We start from the raw sequence: 16,791 nt of genomic DNA on the forward strand, positions 1-16,791 counted from the left end.
ATGTCTGAATATCAATATCCGGCAGAGCCTGTTTTTTACCAAGAAGAAATTAAAAAAAGTACATTTATTGTGCATATTGCCCATACTCCTAACTTAGAGTCAGCAAAAGCATTCATCAAAGAGATCCAAAATAAATACAGTGATGCGCGTCACAACTGTTGGGCACATGTTGCAGGAAACCCAGGTGGTAGCCATGTATATGGCTTTTCAGATGATGGAGAACCTAATGGCACCGCAGGAAAACCAATGCTTAATGTGCTGGCGGGGTCTGGAATTGGTGAGATCACCGCTGTTGTAACGCGTTATTTTGGCGGTATTAAGCTGGGTACCGGTGGACTCGTGCGTGCTTATGGCGGGAGTTTAAACAATGCCATGCGTGAGCTCAAAACAATCACCAAAGTACCGAGCGTTGAGTTAGTCGGCTACAGTGATTACAGTGCTCAGGGAGCTATAGAGCAGTTATTGAAAAGCCAATATCAAGTATTGAATATAGAAAAACAGTTTGCTGAAAATATTGCTTGGAAAATCCAAATAGATAGTCGCCAAGTAGAGCTGGCAATCAAAGAGATACATGAGTTAACACATGGTGCCGTTGAGTTCGCCGTTAAAAAAGATACACCATGAAATAAACATACAGCGTTTACTTACAGTTAAGCCTGTAAGACAATAAACTCTAATAGCTAAATCAGATATTTAAAAAGCGATACGCACAGATGCAATTTCGTACCATAATAAAAATTCTAGGCCAGCTGGTGGCTTTATTTAGTATCACCATGGTGCCGCCAGCACTGGTATCTTTAATCTATAAAGATGGTGGTGGTGTGCCGTTCGTTCTTGCGTTTATTTTTAGTGTTGTGATTGGTTTAGCAGCGTATTATCCAAACCGCCATGAGCGGGGCGATTTAAAAGCGCGCGAAGGCTTTTTAATTGTGGTGTTGTTCTGGTTGGTACTTGGCAGCTTTGCGGCTGTGCCTTTAGTTTTTTTACAAGAGCCAAGTTTGTCGTTAGCTGACTCTGTGTTTGAGGCATTTTCAGGCCTTACAACGACAGGGGCAACCGTGTTAACTGGGATTGAGTACCTACCAAAATCAGTGCTTTTTTATCGCCAACAACTACAGTGGCTTGGTGGTATGGGGATCATCGTACTTGCTGTTGCTGTGTTACCCATGCTTGGGGTTGGTGGTATGCAGCTGTATCGTGCCGAAACTCCTGGCCCAGTTAAAGATTCAAAAATGACGCCCCGCATTGCCGATACCGCCAAACACCTTTGGTACATTTATGTGTCACTGACTATCGCATGCACGCTTGCCTATTGGGGAGCGGGAATGGACTGGTTTGATGCTATTTGTCATGCTTTCTCAACGATTGCTATTGGTGGTTTCTCTACTTACGATGCATCTATGGGGCAGTTTGATAGTCCACTGATTAACTTTATATGTGTGGTGTTTTTACTTATTGCAGCAATAAATTTCTCGCTGCACTATGCGGCGGTCTCCTCGCGCAGTATTCGTGTTTATTTACGTGACCCTGAATTTAAAGTGTTCTTACTTATTCAGCTCGCTCTAGTGATTGTCTGCTTTACTGTGCTGTCATCTAATAACATTTATGCAGATGGTGACGAAACATTAGATCAAGCTATGTTTCAAGCCGTGTCAATGAGTACTACCGCAGGTTTCGCTACCGATAACTTTTCTGCATGGCCATTGTTTTTGCCTATTTTATTAATATTCTCAAGCTTTATTGGTGGTTGTGCAGGGTCTACCGGTGGTGGAATGAAAGTTGTGCGTGTGTTCTTACTTTACTTACAAGGTATTCGTGAGCTTAATCGTCTTGTACATCCGCGTGCAATTTATTCAATTAAACTAGGCCGCAAAGCACTTCCAGATAAAGTGGTAGAAGCTGTCTGGGGATTCTTCTCAGCCTATGCTTTAGTGTTTGTGATTATCATGTTGGCACTAATGGGCACAGGTATGGATAACATTAGTGCGTTTTCAGCAACCGCAGCGTGTCTAAATAATTTAGGTCCTGGCTTGGGTGAAGTTGCCGCCCATTATGGGGCGATATCCGATACTGCTAAGTGGTTATTGACCATTGCAATGGTATTTGGTCGTCTTGAAATATTTACCTTACTGGTATTGTTCACTCCAACATTCTGGCGTGGCTAGTGAGCCGTTTATATTTAAAAGGACTTAATGAATGGCAAAGACACAGCTACAGCGTAATTTAGATAAGCTCGCTTATATACCTGCGGGTAGTATTGTTGATGTTGAGATAATCACTCCGATAGATAGTAAGCGAGTTAAAACGGAGTTTATAGGTTTACTCAACGAACAACATATTATTCTTAATTACCCCTCAGCAAGGCGATTAATTAATAGTGGCGAGTTAATCAAAGAAGGTGTGATGGTCATTGTGCGCGCAGTGCTCGAAAGCGGCGGTGGGCAGGTGATTGCATTTCGCCAACAAATTAAGGCCGTCGCTTCACACCCGTATCGTTTAATATTTTTAGACTTTCCGAAACACGTTCAGTTATTCAGTCTTCGCAGTGAAACCCGTATTCCAACACTCTTCAGTGCTTGTTTAAACACCGATGAGCAGAAATACCAAGGACTCATTAAGGATATCTCCCTTACAGGCGTACAGTTTGATATTAAAAGTGATGTCGATCTCAGCTTTTTAAAAGAACAGAGCTGTAACCTTGTACTCAATAAGCATGAATTTGCTGGAAAGGTGTGCAGTGTTCGTAAAAATGCGTCTAGCTACCAACTAGGACTTCAGTTAAATACAGGTGAAGAACAAATGAAGTCATTCATGAAAGAGCACCTGATAGACTTTTCAGTACTTGATTGAAGCCATTCACCTTCCCGATCCGCCGTTTTGCAACAAGGCGGTTGTTTTTTATACTTTCATTGAAAATAAACTAAAAAATTTTCCGTTAATTGTTAAAAGTTCAACTAAATCAGCTGGTTAAAATTAAAAAATATTTTTATTTATTTTAATTATTTTCACCGTTCATACAAGGTTTAGACTCACGTTCGAACATTTTTAGTGTTTAGGTAGCTAATTTCACTCAATGTCTCTGTTTTATGTTTTTTAACTTATTGATTAATAAAGAAATGATTTTTTAAGCTTTTTGTGTGTTGCTAAAAAGCAACAGAAAATTAGCTCATTTCCCACGTAAAATCACCAAATTCGCTTTAACTCAATGAAAATTAAGTGATTTTAAACTTTGGCATCGAAGTTGAAATAGTCTTAGCGAACACAGAGAAAAGTGATTAGAAGTTTCACACCTCTAACACAGTTAAGACAACATTGAAGGAATAGTGATTATGAAAACAGTAAACAAAACATTTGCACTTTTAGCTCTAGTATCTTCTTCAGCAGCATTTGCAGCGACAGATTTCGAAACACTTGATGTTAACGACGATGGTGTAATTAGCCAAAGTGAAGCGTCAGTTGATGCAACTTTAATGAGTCAGTTTAAAGAATTAGACACAGACGGTAACGGCGAACTTTCTGAAGAAGAATTCGCAAAAGCATAATTTTACAGTAGGGAAGCTCTGAAAAGGATTTTCTACACAAGACAACACACTTTGAAGGAATAACATTATGAACACAGTAAATAAAACATTAGCACTAGTCGCACTTGTATCTTCTTCAGCAGCATTTGCAGCGACAGATTTCGAAACACTTGATGTTAACGACGATGGTGTAATTAGCCAAAGTGAAGCGTCAGTTGATGCAACTTTAATGAGTCAGTTTAAAGAATTAGACACAGACGGTAACGGCGAACTTTCTGAAGAAGAATTCGCAAAAGCATAATTTTACAGTAGGGAAGCTCTGAAAAGGATTTTCTACACAAGACAACACACTTTGAAGGAATAACATTATGAACACAGTAAATAAAACATTAGCACTAGTCGCACTTGTATCTTCATCTGCAGCATTTGCAATGAGCGATTTTGACACATTAGATGTGGATGGAAACGGTGCCATCAGCCAAAGCGAAGCATCAGTTGATGCAGAGTTAATGAGTATTTTCACAGAACTTGATACAGACGGTAACGGTGAGTTATCAAAAGAAGAGTTCTCTAAAGCTTAATGATGTATTTAGTAAACCCATTAATTTAGCTGATTAGTTCTGAGTTGCCAAAGACAACCTAAATGGATAAGGGAATCCATGATAAAGGATAGCAAGGAGAGTGTGATCAGCTAACACTTTTTTGAGTAGATATTGAAGGATTATGATTATGAAAACAGTTAACAAAGCACTAGCACTTATCGCATTAGCCTCTTCGTCAGCAGCATTTGCAGGCACAGATTTCGATACATTAGATGTAGACGGAGATGGTGTTATCAGTCAAAGCGAAGCATCTGTCGATGCTAACATCATGGCGCAATTTAAAACCCTTGATGTAGACGGCGATGGCGTACTCACTGAAGCCGAATTTTCAGAAGCAGAGTAAAACAAACTCGCAATTAACCAGTTTCCATTGAACAGGGATCTCAGAAACGGATTTCACTCTTAAAAAATGAAGGTAATTATTATGAAACAGATCAATACAACACTTGCAATTTTAGCACTAGCAACTTCATCAGCGGCATTTGCACAAGGTGTAAGCTTCTCAACGTTTGACACTAACAGTGATGGTGTTATCAGTAAAGAAGAAGCATCAGCAAATGTGCAACTAGAGAAACTATTCCCAGAGCTAGATACAGATGGCAATGGTGAGCTTTCTAAAGAAGAATTTGCACAGATTCAATAGTTAAGTTTTTTCACTTCAAGAGTCGTAAAGCAGCTAAATCATTAAGATTTGCTGCTTTTTTTATGTCGAACACTAAAGGAATATAGCGCTCACTTGGAATAGCTTTTCAACAACCGTAATGTGTTTCTTGTCGATTAAGAACATAATCACATGATCTCCCGATTGAATCACTGTATCATCATGAGCAATCAGTACATCATCATTACGCACAATTGCACCAATGGTTGTGCCTGCGGGTAGTTTGATATCAGCAATTGCTCGGCCAACCACTTTAGAAGTATGCTCATCACCGTGAGCGACAGCCTCAATAGCTTCTGCTGCGCCCTTACGTAACGAATAAACATTAACGATGTCACCACGGCGAACGTGTGTTAGCAGCGCCGAGATAGTGGCTTGCTGAGGTGAAATAGCAATATCAATTTCACCGCCCTGTACTAAGTCAACATAAGCACCACGTTGAATAAGCACCATGGTTTTTTGTGCGCCCATACGTTTTGCCAGCATCGCAGACATAATGTTTGCTTCATCGTCGTTAGTCACCGCGATGAATACATCCACTTGCTCAATATGTTCTTCAGATAACAGCTCTTGATCTGAGGCATCGCCACAAAACACAACCGTGTTATCAAGCATCTCAGAAAGCTGGGCTGCGCGCTCTTTATTGCGCTCAAGCAGCTTAACGCTGTGGTTTTTCTCAAGTGAACGCGCAAGACCCGCACCGATATTACCACCACCGGCAATCATGATTTTTTTGTATGAACGTTCGAGTTTTTGAAGTTCATTCATGACTGCTCGAATATGCTTTGTTGCAGCGATAAAGAACACTTCATCATCCGCTTCGATAACGGTTGTGCCAAGCGGTTTAATCGCTTTACCTTGACGGTAAATAGCCGCGACGCGGGTTTCGACATTCGGAATGTGTTCTTTCAAGGCTGAAAGCGCATAACCCACCAGCAAACCACCGTAATAGGCCTTCACTGCAACCAGCGATAACATGCCATCGGCAAATTGTAATACCTGTAAAGCACCCGGGTAGTCGATTAAGCGACGAATATACTTAGTTACTAGTGCTTCTGGAGCAATGTAGTGGTCAACAGGTAAGTCATCGTTATGGAATAACTTTTCACGGTACTTTAAGTATTGCTCTGAGCGAATACGGGCAATTTTGGTTGGCGTGTTAAAAATACTATAAGCAACTTGGCAAGCAACCATGTTCACTTCATCAGAACTGGTTACGGCAATAATCATATCGGCGTCTTCTGCACCTGCGCGACGCAATACATCGGGATGCGCACTGTGGCCAGTAACACCTTGTAAGTCGTACTTATCTTGTAGCTCTCGCAAACGGTTACCGTCGATATCGACAACGGTGATCTCATTTTGCTCACCAACGAGGTTTTCTGCCAATGTGCCACCAACTTGTCCGGCACCGAGTATGATTATTTTCATAGCGTGTTCTTATTAGTGTTTTTTAACTAGCTTTGCATAATAGAAACCGTCACTTTCACCAGGCAGTAATTGTAGGCCAGGTAAAGTCGGGGTGTCGTTTTCATGCAGAGGTATGTGTTCAGCACTTTGATTATTGGCAAGGAACTTAGCAACTTGTTGTTGGTTCTCTTGCGGTAATACAGAGCAGGTCGCATAAACTAACGTACCACCTGGCTTAAGTAGAGGCCAGATGCTATTTAGGATATCGCCTTGTAAATTAGCCAGATCTTCAATATCAGATGCACGACGTAACCATTTAATATCAGGGTGACGACGAATAACGCCGGTAGCGGAACAAGGCACATCAAGCAAGATACGGTCGAATTGCTGCTCATCCCACCAGATATGCGGTTGTGAAGCATCGGCACATTGTAGATCGGCAGCTAAACCAATACGCACTAAGTTTTGTTTAACCCGTTCTAGGCGTTCGCTGTCGCTATCAAGTGCTAATACATCGGCATCGGCAAGCTCTAGAATATGGCACGTTTTACCACCAGGTGCAGCACACGCATCTAAAATGACATCATCATTTTGTGGCTCTAAAAAGCGTGCAGCTAATTGTGCAGCGGCATCTTGTACAGAACAGGCACCGGTATCAAATTCTGGTAATGCGTATACATCACACGGTTTAGCTAGTTTAATACCATCAGGAAAGTCAGCATTAAGGGTATGCTCAATATCATTCGCTTTAAGCATCTCGCTGTATTCTTGAGTGCTGTATTGCGCTTGGTTGACCCGTAACCACATAGGAGCTTGTAGCTGATTCGCTTCTAGGATTTCTTGCCAGCTATCAGGGTAAGCTGCAGTAACTTGTTTGATAAACCAACCAGGGTGGTTAAATTTGCAAACCGGAATTTGCTGCGCTTTTTCTTCAAGCTCAGCTTGTTCACGTTGGAAACTACGTAAAATAGCGTTAATCAGGCCTTTTAAACCCAGTGCACGCATTTGTTGAAGCGCATTAACTGTTTCGCTGATTGCCGCATGAGGCGGTACACGCATATGTTGGAGTTGGTAAATACCCACATACAACAAAAACTGGAAAATACGGCGCTTGCCTTTTAGCGGTTGATCTAAAAGTTGCTGGCAATAATTCTCTAAACTAGGTAAATAGCGCAGCACACCATAGCAAATTTGTTGCAGTAGGGCTTTATCTTTCGGTGATAAACCTTGACTTGCAAAAGGTAGCTCTTGATTAAGCGACGCACCTTTATCGACCACGTTGTAGAGAGTTTCAGCAGCCAGTGCTCTTACATTACTCATTGCTTTGACCTAATACTGAACCAGGCTCTACCCAATCACTGCGACCATTTAAAAAGTCACTAACAGCCATTGGTTTTTTACCTTGTGGTTGAAGAAGGGTGATTTTAAGTGCATCTTGCCCGCAGCCAACGGTAATACCTTGCTTATCAGCAGCAATGATTTTACCTGCTTGTGCAGTTTGCGATACAACGTCTGCTTGCCAAATTTTTACCGTTTGTCCTGCCATTTCAGTAAAGCAAACAGGCCATGGGTTAAAGGCACGGATATTACGCTCAATTTGCACAGCATCCATTGACCAATCAATATTAGCTTCGTCTTTTGATAGCTTCTTGGCGTAATTTGCTAGTGCGTCATCTTGCTTTTCTGGGGTGATTTCACCTGCAGCGAGACGATTTATGGTACTGATCAGAGCATCAGGTCCAAGTGCAGCCAGTTTATCGTATAAAGAACTACTGGTTTCTGTGTTATCAATAGGGCAGCGGCTGATGTGCAGCATATCGCCGGTATCTAAGCCCTCGTCCATTTGCATTATTGTTACACCAGTTTCACTGTCGCCAGCCCAAATCGCGCGTTGAATCGGTGCAGCACCACGCCAGCGCGGTAAAATAGAGCCATGCACGTTTAAGCAGCCTAAGCGCGGTGCATCTAAAATCGCTTTTGGAAGCAGTAAGCCGTATGCCACCACAATCATAATATCTGCGTTCAGGCTGGTAAGCTCTGCAAGTGCTTCATCAGATTTTAATGACTGCGGTTGAAATACGGGTAAATCGTGAGCAAGTGCGAGTTCTTTTACTTCACTGGCTTTAAGCTTTTTGCCACGGCCTGCAGGGCGATCTGGTTGGCTATAAACACCAACAATATCATGCTCGGAGTCTATTAAGGCTTGTAAGTGGCGCGCAGCAAAATCCGGCGTACCAGCAAAAATAATACGTAATGGTTGTGTCACAGGTATTCCTATTGATTGATTTATGATTTAGCTGCCAGCTTCGCTTCTTTCTCAAGCTTCTTACGGATACGTTGGCGCTTTAGAGGCGATAAATAATCAATAAATAGAGTGCCTTTTAGGTGATCAAGCTCATGCTGAATACAAATCGCTAAGAGCTCGTCAGCGTCTAGGCTGAATTCCTCACCATTTTCATTCAGTGCTTTAACAGTCACTGTTTCTGCACGGTCAACTTTCGCATAAGAATAAGGCACAGATAAACAACCTTCTTCACTCACCGTTGAGCCATCTTTCTTGGTGATTTCTGGGTTGATTAGTACTAGCGGTTGGTCGCGCTCTTCTGAGACATCGATCACCACAATTCGCTGGTGGATATCTACTTGCGTTGCTGCTAAGCCGATACCGTTCTCGTCATACATAGTTTCAAGCATGTCTTTGACGATTTGACGAACATCATCGTTTACTTCTGGTACTTCTTTCGCGATTGTACGTAAACGCTCATCCGGAAATCTTAAAACATCTAACCTAGCCATAGTTACCTTTTACACTTGTGATTCATTTAGGGTATTGTATGCTTTTATTTTAGCCATTCGTGTTCACCTTTAACAGGTTTTGGTTGATAATAATCTAAAAACAACACTAGGAAGCCAAATGAAATATCCGTTAGTTGCGGCTTTATTAGCCATTAGCTGTGCATTTTCAGCAGCAGCTGATGTGTTAACAATAAAAAAAGATGCTCCAAAACAATATGTTGTAAAAAAAGGGGACACGCTTTGGGATATATCAGGCATATATCTTAATCATCCATGGCAATGGCCAGAGTTATGGCAAATGAATCCTCAAATAGCCAATCCTCATTTGATATACCCAGGTGATGCGCTTACTTTAATTTATGATCAAGATGGAAAACCGCGTTTAGTTAAAAATAGCCGGTATAAAAAACTCTCTCCAGAAGGGCGTATTACACCTAAAGGTAAACAGGCTGTACCCACATTACCCCTTGAACTGCTGCGCCCATATTTGACCTACGAGCAAGCAATCGGTCATCAGGTTATGGCAGATAAGCCATATATTTTAGGTGCCAGTGTGAATACAAAAATGAATACCATGGGTCATATTCTTTATGTGAAAGGTAATTTAAATTTAAATGAAGCATATGGCGTTTATCGTAAAGGAAATGAGTTAGTAGACCCTAATACAAATGAAGTGTTAGCCAATAAAGCTGAATTAGTTGCAATTGTACGTGCCTTTAGAAGTGGTGATGTTGAACATGGTGTACCAGCGTCCGTTAAGATTGAGATGGTAAAACAAGAAATTAAACCGAATGATTTCTTAATGCCTGCAATGGACGGACAAATGTTACCAGCCTATTTCAATATGAAACGTCCAGAAGGTGAGCTTAACGGTACAATTATCGCGTCAGCAAATGAGCTGCGAGAATTTAGCACCATGGATATTGTTGTTTTAAATTTAGGTGCAGAACAGGTCAAGCCTGGTTTTGTACTTGATATTGAACGTCAATCTCCAGAGGTATTTGATGGTCGAAGTGGCCCTCGTTATCGTGAAGACTCAACGAGTCTTGAGAAGCTAATCACGGATACTAATGAGTATTTTGGTGTGGAAGCAGACAAAGATAGCAAGGTATGGCACATGCCTAAAGAGAAAGTAGGCGAACTCATGGTGTTTAAGGTATACGATAACGTGAGCTATGCATTGATTGTGAAAAATCAGCATCCTATTCGAGTTGGTGACTATGCTGTCATAAACTAACCCACACTCAGGATGCTCTAAGGAGGGAGCATGGAACAGATTTCAGGCAAGCTATCTCATTGGCTTGCCTTTTATTTATGTAAAGGGCTGGGAATTAAAAGCCTTATAGCATTGGCCCAAAACCACATCTTAAGTGAGCTTTTTTCGTTTACAAGTACACAGCTGCAGAATTTAGGTTTAACAAAAAACCAAGCTGATAATCTCGCTAATACCGATTGGCAAAAAGTCGCTTACTACGAAAAACTTATTCATGCTTACCAAATAACCACCATTTGTTACTTTGATGATCACTATCCCGCACAGTTAAAGGAAATTGCCAGTGCACCTTTATTACTATTTTGTATGGGGAATATTGAGCTTTTAACTTCACCACAAGTTGCGATTGTTGGCAGCCGACATGCAACTCCTACAGGGCTCGAGATCGCAGCTGAGTTTGCGCATCAATTAAGTTGTGCTGGCATCACAGTTACTTCTGGTATGGCACTTGGCATTGATGGTGCGGCACACAAAGGGGCTTCTGGCTGGTTCTGGAAAAACCATTGCTGTGCTTGGTACAGGGTTAGATATTGCTTACCCTAAGCGTCATAAACTATTGACAAAGCAGGTAGCAGAACGCGGATTGCTTATATCGGAGTTCTTGCCTGGTACGGCTGCTAATGCAGCGAACTTCCCCCGTAGAAATAGAATAATATCAGGTCTTTCACTTGGTGTTTTAATTGTCGAAGCACAAATAAAAAGTGGCTCTTTAGTCACGGTACGTTATGCACTTGAGCAAAATAAGGATGTTTTTGCAGTGCCCGGCTCAATTAAAAACCCGTTTTCAGAAGCTAGCCATTTTTTGATAAAGCAAGGTGCTAAATTAGTCGAAAATATAAGTGATATTCTTGATGAAGTGAGCTTTTTTTGTGAAAACAGTCTATATATAACAGAAGAGCCTATCATCGAAGAACACGACTGCCCCGTGTTTCAAAGTATAGGATTTGAGGTAACAAGTGTCGATGTTATTACTCAACGCACTCAGTTACCTGTTGATGAAGTACAAGCTCGGTTACTTGACCTAGAGCTCGCAGATAAAGTAGAGCGAGTGCTAGATGGCTATATAAGACTTGGAGGACATAAATATGTTTGACATCCTCATGTATCTTTTTGAAAACTATATCCATAGTGAAGCTGAAATTTTTACTGAAGAAAACGAGCTTACTGATGAGTTGGTTCGAGCAGGGTTTAATAAACCTGAAATTTATAAAGCACTTGACTGGCTTGAGCAATTGGCTGACTTGCAGCAAAGTGACGTGTATCCGTACCTAAACGCGCAGCCGCAACATGCTATGCGTATTTATACCGACAGTGAATGCCAAATGCTGTGCACGGAGTGTCGCGGCTTTTTAATGTTTATTGAGCAAATAGGCGTCATAAATAGCATTACGCGTGAAATGGTAATAGATAGATTATGCGCGCTTGATAAACCGTTTATTTTACTTGAGGACTTAAAATGGGTGGTGTTAATGGTGCTGTTTAATGTGCCAGGATCTGAGCAAGCATATGCACAAATGGAAGATTTGATCTTTGATGAGCCCGCTGATGTGCTTCATTAGTTCGACTTTGCTTGTATCTTTGTTGAGTTTGGGTATATTAGGCGAAAATTAGCCAGCCTAACAGGAACCTTATGAGTAAAATCGATCATTCTCTTTTTTCTGCAGATAAACACGCATTAGAGAAAGAATATGAGGTTTGCCCTAAATGTGGTTCTGAATTGGTCATGCGAAATTCAAAGTCAGGGCCTTTTTTAGGCTGTGCAAGCTACCCTAAGTGTGATTTTATCCGTCCTTTGGCTCATCATGATAGTCAGCAAATTAAAGTACTCGAAGACAGTGCTTGTCCTGAGTGTAGCAAGCCATTGGTGATTAAAAATGGCCGCTATGGCATGTTTATTGGTTGCACAGGGTATCCTGATTGCCATTATATTGCGCATGATGAAGAGCCTAGTGATACAGAGGTGCTTCCTAGCTGCCCAAAATGCAAAAAAGGCAAGTTGGTTTCCCGTAGCAATAAATTTGGTAAAACATTCTACTCATGCGACTGTTATCCTCGTTGCAAATATACCCTTAATAACAAACCTGTGTCTAAGACGTGTCCCGCTTGTGATTGGCCTATAATGACAGAGAAGAAAACTGCATCGGGCGTTGTGTTACAATGCCCACAAAAAGCCTGTATGCATAAGCTTGCAGAGTCTTAACATATTCGTTCCCTATTATAGTTAGGAGATATTCTTGTCCGATCCTGTTGCTCAACCAGCTAATCCTATTGAAGCCTTAAACCAAGGCGGTGTGATTGTTTATCCAACTGAAGCTGTATTTGGTCTTGGTTGTGATCCTGATAACCAAGCAGCTGTAGAAAAGCTTTTAGCAATTAAGCAGCGGCCAATTGAAAAAGGCTTAATTTTAATTGCTGATAACTATGGTCAGTTATTAAAGTATGTTGATGATGCTAAAATCCCAATGGATAAACGGGCAGATATCTTCTCGCAGTGGCCAGGGGCGATTACATGGGTAATGCCAGCCGCAAAGCAGACACCAAAATGGTTAACGGGTCAGTTTGATACTATTGCTGTGCGTGTAACGAACCATCCAACGGTAAAAAAACTGTGCCAGCAATTCGGCAAACCACTGGTTTCAACAAGTGCAAATTTAACTGGCCAACCAACAGTAATGAGTATCACGCAAGCAAAAAGCGAATTTGCTGATAGCGTCGATTTTTATGTTGATGAGCCGCTTGGTGGGAACGTGAACCCCAGTGTAATTAAAGACGCAATGACCGGAAAAGTTTTCAGAGGATAACCATGCAAAGCGAGCTACTCGAACAAGTAAAAACCTATTTAATGGCTTTACAAGACACAATTTGTGCGGGCCTTGAGAATACTGACGGCAAAGCAAAGTTTGTTGAAGATAATTGGCAACGAGCTGAAGGCGGTGGTGGTCGTACTCGCGTTATTCAAGGTGGCAATATCATTGAGCAGGGCGGGGTAAATTACTCGCATGTGTTTGGCGCTTCAATGCCAGCCTCTGCAACCGCGCATCGTCCAGAGCTCGCTGGTCGTAGTTTTCATGCTTGCGGTGTATCATTGGTGATCCATCCTAATAACCCACACATTCCAACTAGCCACGCTAACGTGCGTTTCTTTATTGCTGAAAAAGAAGGCGAGGAGCCAATTTGGTGGTTCGGAGGTGGTTTTGATTTAACACCTTTTTATCCGGTGTTCGAAGATGTACAGCATTGGCATCAAGTAGCAAGTGACTTATGTCAGCCATTTGGTGAAGATGTGTATGATAAGTATAAAACATGGTGTGATGAGTATTTTTATTTAAAGCACCGCAGCGAAACACGTGGGGTAGGTGGTTTATTCTTTGATGATTTAAACGAGCTCGGTTTTGCGCAGAGTTTTGCTTTTATGCAAGCTGTTGGAAATGGCTTTTTAGATGCTTACTTACCTATAATTGAGCGTCGTAAAAATACGCCAATTACAGAGCAGCAACGAGATTTTCAGCTTTACCGCCGTGGCCGCTACGTTGAATTTAACCTAGTGTGGGATCGTGGTACTTTATTTGGTCTACAAACTGGTGGACGGACAGAATCGATTTTAATGTCTATGCCGCCACTCGCTCGTTGGGAGTATAGTTATACCCCTGTTGAAAATAGCCCTGAAGCAAAGCTTTATCAATATTACTTAAGACCGCAAGAATGGCTAAATACAGAGGAATCTGAGTTAGTTGCGCGTGAATGGCAACTTTAAAGTGCTTAGGTTGTCACTTTATATAAAGGTGACAACCTGCACGTTCAAGTATTTTATCTAGTTAAATTTAAAGCATCTAACTTGCTCATCTAAGGAGCGTGCTAATGATAAGAGCTCTTCACTGACTTTTTGATTTTCATGAGCATCAACCAACGAATGCTCTGCGTTATCACTGATAGCGACCACACTCCTATTTATTTCTTCTGCGGCAAGATTTTGTTGCTCGGTGGCATCGGCTATTTGTACATTGAGTTGATTTATTTCACTCATTTGCAAAGAAATATCACGCAAGGCTTTAGCAACTTGCTTAACTTGTACAGCACGTTCATCAGCTTCTTCACATGAATTATTCATAGTGCTAACTGTTTGTGCCGCTTCGCTCTGTAGCTTATCTATTGTTCGGCGAATTTCATCCGTGGAGTCATGGGTTCTATTCGCAAGCGTTCTAACTTCATCTGCTACTACTGCAAAACCACGACCGGCTTCGCCTGCTCGCGCAGCTTCAATAGCAGCATTGAGTGCAAGTAAGTTAGTTTGCTCGGCAATACTACTGATCACTTCTAATACTTTACCGACTTCTAAAGTTTGCGCCTGAAGTTCAGAGACTTGATCTGCGGCTGCACGGACATCTGTCGCAAGTTGGTTAATGCTATGTTCGGTATGCTCTGCAACTTGCAAGCTTTGCTGTGCAAGTTGATTACTGTGTTCTGATTTTTCAGATGCAAAATGCGTTGTATTTTTAACTTCACTTGATGAACTTTCAAGTTCATTTATTGCGGCTGCAACGGAGTCAGTACCTTGCTTTTGTTGTATTATGGCTTGCTCAGTGGCATCTGCTGAAGTGTATATACTCTCCGCTGAATGGATTAACACTTTTGATGAGTGTGATACTTGGGCAATATTATCTTTAAACGCACCAATCATGTGATTAAAGCTGGTGGCGAGTGAGCTAAGTTCATCGTTATTATCATCATTAACTTTAAGGCTCAAATCTTTGTTTGTGGTTGCCAAGTGCATCGTATGGCTAATCATCTTCAAGCGTTTAATAAATACTTTTCTAAACATGACTGCTAATAAGGAGAACGCAGTTATGAATATAGTTGCTAACAGTAAAGTGTTCATTAACGTATTTTGTGATACTTCATGTTCAATATCGGCTAATGAATAACTGATTTTAACGACCCCAAGCACATCGCCTTCTTGCGCTTGATGGCATCCTAAACAGTTGGTGCCTTTATAGTCACTGCTAGCAAACATAGGTTTAAGATAGGTCATCGTACTGTTGTTATCTATATATAATGCTTCTGTACCTGCCAGTGCCGCTTGTTCGGTATCGGTTGTGGCAACTTGATTGGCATTGCCTGGTCCATAAATTTTATTAACAATGGGGCTGCGAATAATATGTGCATCTTTGATATTTGGATGGCTTCTAAGCTTGTTGCTAAGAATTTCACGGTTTGCCATGGTGCCTGTGAGCATCATGGTGTTAATAGAATCAAAGTAATTATCGGCAAGTAATTTTATGTTGCTTTCAACAGTATCTTGCGCTAATTCGTGTTGTTGCTGGGCGCTGCTAAATATGCTGGCAAATAATACCAAGACACCTGTCAGTGCCAACAAGGCATAAATTTTAAATTGGATAGACTTCATTCAACGACGCTTTTTCTAAACTAAGGAAAGAGTATTATCTTTATTTAGAAAAAGCATACATTGATATAACTCAAGCTTAATGTTGATTGATCATATGACTGGCGAGTTGCGATAAAGATTGTCTTAACCCTTCGCGAAGTAGTGGGTTATCAATTTCGATATCGAGCGTTTTATTCATGCAATGCATCCATTGATCGCGTAGGTCTTGATCAATAGGGAAAGGCATGTGACGCTTTCTTAGCATTGGGTGACCATATTTTTCAACGAAAAGGTCAGGGCCGCCTAGCCAGCCCGATAAAAATTCAAAGAATACTTGGCGAATTCTATCTAAAGGCTGAGGATGCATATCATATAATGGTTTGGCGTATTCATCTGTGGCCATTATGTCGTAAAATCGATTTGCAATTGCGCGAGCGCCTGCTTCACCGCCGATAATTTCGTAAGGTGTTTTTTCTGGAGTAGGTGTTTCAGGCGTTGGTTTCGATTTAGAAAAAAGTCGTTTAATCATAATATTAATAAAGCTCTACAGGGCGAAGAGGTTGCTTCACTATGGACAAATACGCGGTTTTTGGAAATCCAATCAAACATTCGAAATCACCCGCAATACACGCACAATTTGCTGCATCATTAAACGAGCAAATACAATACAACGCCATTTTAGCACCAACAGATGCATTTGAGAAAACTGTCGCTGGGTTTTTCGCTACGGGTGGTAAAGGCGCTAATGTCACCTTGCCATTTAAAGAGCAGGCGTTTGCTATGGTCGATGAACTAACAGAGCAAGCGAAAATAGCTGGAGCAGTAAACACTATTAAACAACTCGAAGATGGCCGCTTACTCGGTGATAACACCGATGGTGTAGGGCTTGTTAAAGATCTTGTAGCCAACAATGTCACCTTAAAAGGGCAGCGAGTACTCCTTATTGGAGCGGGGGGGCGGCGCGAGGTGTCATTCAGCCATTATTGAATGAGCAAATCGGAAGCTTAACAATAGCCAACCGTACCGCTGAAAAAGCAAAGGCACTAGCGAGTCATTTTAATGGTGAAATAGATGTGCAAGGCTTTGCTTTAACTGATATCCCAGCAAACAACTATGACGTGGTTATTAACTCTACCTCAAGCAGT

At 41.4% G+C, this 16,791-nt stretch carries 19 protein-coding genes and 2 pseudogenes (1 of these 21 cut by a window edge); 15 read left to right on the forward strand and 6 right to left on the reverse strand.

From position 1 onward, the window contains the following. From L0Z67_RS00200 to L0Z67_RS00235, 8 genes are all read left to right on the forward strand, one after another. Positions 1–624 carry a YigZ family protein gene (locus tag L0Z67_RS00200; RefSeq protein ID WP_062568448.1) on the forward strand — a complete coding sequence of 208 codons (624 nt, stop codon included), beginning with the start codon at positions 1–3 and terminating at the stop codon, positions 622–624. Positions 625–713: 89 nt separating this feature from the next. Then, positions 714–2,165, forward strand: a complete 1,452-nt coding sequence (locus L0Z67_RS00205) for a TrkH family potassium uptake protein (protein ID WP_062568447.1) — start codon at positions 714–716, stop codon at positions 2,163–2,165. Between the two features lie 31 nt (positions 2,166–2,196). Continuing rightward, complete coding sequence (locus tag L0Z67_RS00210) at positions 2,197–2,850, forward strand: flagellar brake protein (protein WP_062568446.1); 654 nt, start codon at positions 2,197–2,199, stop codon at positions 2,848–2,850. A gap of 479 nt (positions 2,851–3,329) precedes the next feature. After that, a complete protein-coding gene (locus L0Z67_RS00215) occupies positions 3,330–3,542 on the forward strand; it encodes a calmodulin (protein WP_371352369.1) in 213 nt (70 codons plus the stop codon). Between the two features lie 67 nt (positions 3,543–3,609). Next, positions 3,610–3,822, forward strand: a complete 213-nt coding sequence (locus L0Z67_RS00220; protein ID WP_062568444.1) for a calmodulin — start codon at positions 3,610–3,612, stop codon at positions 3,820–3,822. 67 nt (positions 3,823–3,889) lie between these two features. Continuing rightward, positions 3,890–4,102, forward strand: coding sequence for an EF-hand domain-containing protein (locus L0Z67_RS00225; RefSeq protein WP_062568443.1), 213 nt, complete (start codon positions 3,890–3,892; stop codon positions 4,100–4,102). Positions 4,103–4,250: 148 nt separating this feature from the next. Continuing rightward, positions 4,251–4,466, forward strand: coding sequence for an EF-hand domain-containing protein (locus L0Z67_RS00230; RefSeq protein ID WP_062568442.1), 216 nt, complete (start codon positions 4,251–4,253; stop codon positions 4,464–4,466). An 81-nt stretch (positions 4,467–4,547) separates the two neighbouring features. Continuing rightward, a complete protein-coding gene (locus L0Z67_RS00235; protein ID WP_062568441.1) occupies positions 4,548–4,766 on the forward strand; it encodes an EF-hand domain-containing protein in 219 nt (72 codons plus the stop codon). A gap of 72 nt (positions 4,767–4,838) precedes the next feature. On the opposite strand, the gene trkA is transcribed toward L0Z67_RS00235, so the two are convergent. From trkA to def, 4 genes are read right to left on the reverse strand one after another with little or no spacing between them, the layout of a single operon-like run. Further along, entirely contained in the window at positions 4,839–6,215 is a 1,377-nt protein-coding gene (gene trkA / locus L0Z67_RS00240) for a Trk system potassium transporter TrkA (protein ID WP_054563775.1), read from the reverse strand. A 12-nt stretch (positions 6,216–6,227) separates the two neighbouring features. Continuing rightward, a complete protein-coding gene (gene rsmB / locus L0Z67_RS00245; protein ID WP_237128321.1) occupies positions 6,228–7,514 on the reverse strand; it encodes a 16S rRNA (cytosine(967)-C(5))-methyltransferase RsmB in 1,287 nt (428 codons plus the stop codon). Beyond that, complete coding sequence (gene fmt, locus L0Z67_RS00250; RefSeq protein WP_237128320.1) at positions 7,507–8,460, reverse strand: methionyl-tRNA formyltransferase; 954 nt, start codon at positions 8,458–8,460, stop codon at positions 7,507–7,509. Before fmt ends, rsmB begins: the two co-directional genes overlap by 8 nt. 20 nt (positions 8,461–8,480) lie before the next feature. Beyond that, the gene (gene def, locus L0Z67_RS00255; protein ID WP_062568438.1) at positions 8,481–8,990 is read right to left on the reverse strand and encodes a peptide deformylase; all 510 of its coding nucleotides are present in this window, start codon (positions 8,988–8,990) and stop codon (positions 8,481–8,483) included. A gap of 118 nt (positions 8,991–9,108) precedes the next feature. Between def and L0Z67_RS00260 the strand changes: the two genes are divergently transcribed. The 6 genes and pseudogenes from L0Z67_RS00260 (at position 9,109) to hemF (ending at position 14,017) form a co-directional block, all read left to right on the forward strand. Continuing rightward, complete coding sequence (locus L0Z67_RS00260) at positions 9,109–10,227, forward strand: LysM peptidoglycan-binding domain-containing protein (RefSeq protein ID WP_062568437.1); 1,119 nt, start codon at positions 9,109–9,111, stop codon at positions 10,225–10,227. A 30-nt stretch (positions 10,228–10,257) separates the two neighbouring features. After that, a pseudogene (dprA, locus tag L0Z67_RS00265) lies at positions 10,258–11,356 on the forward strand (DNA-processing protein DprA). Continuing rightward, entirely contained in the window at positions 11,349–11,822 is a 474-nt protein-coding gene (locus tag L0Z67_RS00270) for a DUF494 family protein (protein ID WP_062568435.1), read from the forward strand. The pseudogene dprA and the gene L0Z67_RS00270 overlap by 8 nt, the downstream one beginning before the upstream one ends. Before the next feature lie 71 nt (positions 11,823–11,893). Next, a complete protein-coding gene (locus L0Z67_RS00275; RefSeq protein WP_405128337.1) occupies positions 11,894–12,463 on the forward strand; it encodes a type I DNA topoisomerase in 570 nt (189 codons plus the stop codon). Positions 12,464–12,497: 34 nt separating this feature from the next. Further along, entirely contained in the window at positions 12,498–13,064 is a 567-nt protein-coding gene (locus L0Z67_RS00280; RefSeq protein ID WP_237114657.1) for an L-threonylcarbamoyladenylate synthase, read from the forward strand. Between the two features lie 2 nt (positions 13,065–13,066). Then, positions 13,067–14,017, forward strand: a complete 951-nt coding sequence (gene hemF, locus L0Z67_RS00285; RefSeq protein ID WP_062568432.1) for an oxygen-dependent coproporphyrinogen oxidase — start codon at positions 13,067–13,069, stop codon at positions 14,015–14,017. A gap of 57 nt (positions 14,018–14,074) precedes the next feature. On the opposite strand, the gene L0Z67_RS00290 is transcribed toward hemF, so the two are convergent. Together L0Z67_RS00290 and L0Z67_RS00295 are read right to left on the reverse strand one after the other, a co-directional pair. Then, entirely contained in the window at positions 14,075–15,667 is a 1,593-nt protein-coding gene (locus tag L0Z67_RS00290; RefSeq protein ID WP_405128338.1) for a methyl-accepting chemotaxis protein, read from the reverse strand. 76 nt (positions 15,668–15,743) lie between these two features. Beyond that, complete coding sequence (locus L0Z67_RS00295; protein ID WP_062568430.1) at positions 15,744–16,175, reverse strand: group II truncated hemoglobin; 432 nt, start codon at positions 16,173–16,175, stop codon at positions 15,744–15,746. Between the two features lie 41 nt (positions 16,176–16,216). Between L0Z67_RS00295 and aroE the strand changes: the two are divergent. Further along, positions 16,217–16,791, forward strand: a pseudogene (aroE, locus tag L0Z67_RS00300) (shikimate dehydrogenase) (it continues 249 nt past the right edge of the window).

Origin of the sequence: Pseudoalteromonas sp. PB2-1, from assembly GCF_045040605.1 — a bacterium.
In the GTDB taxonomy this organism is placed as follows: Bacteria; Pseudomonadota; Gammaproteobacteria; order Enterobacterales; family Alteromonadaceae; genus Pseudoalteromonas; species Pseudoalteromonas arabiensis.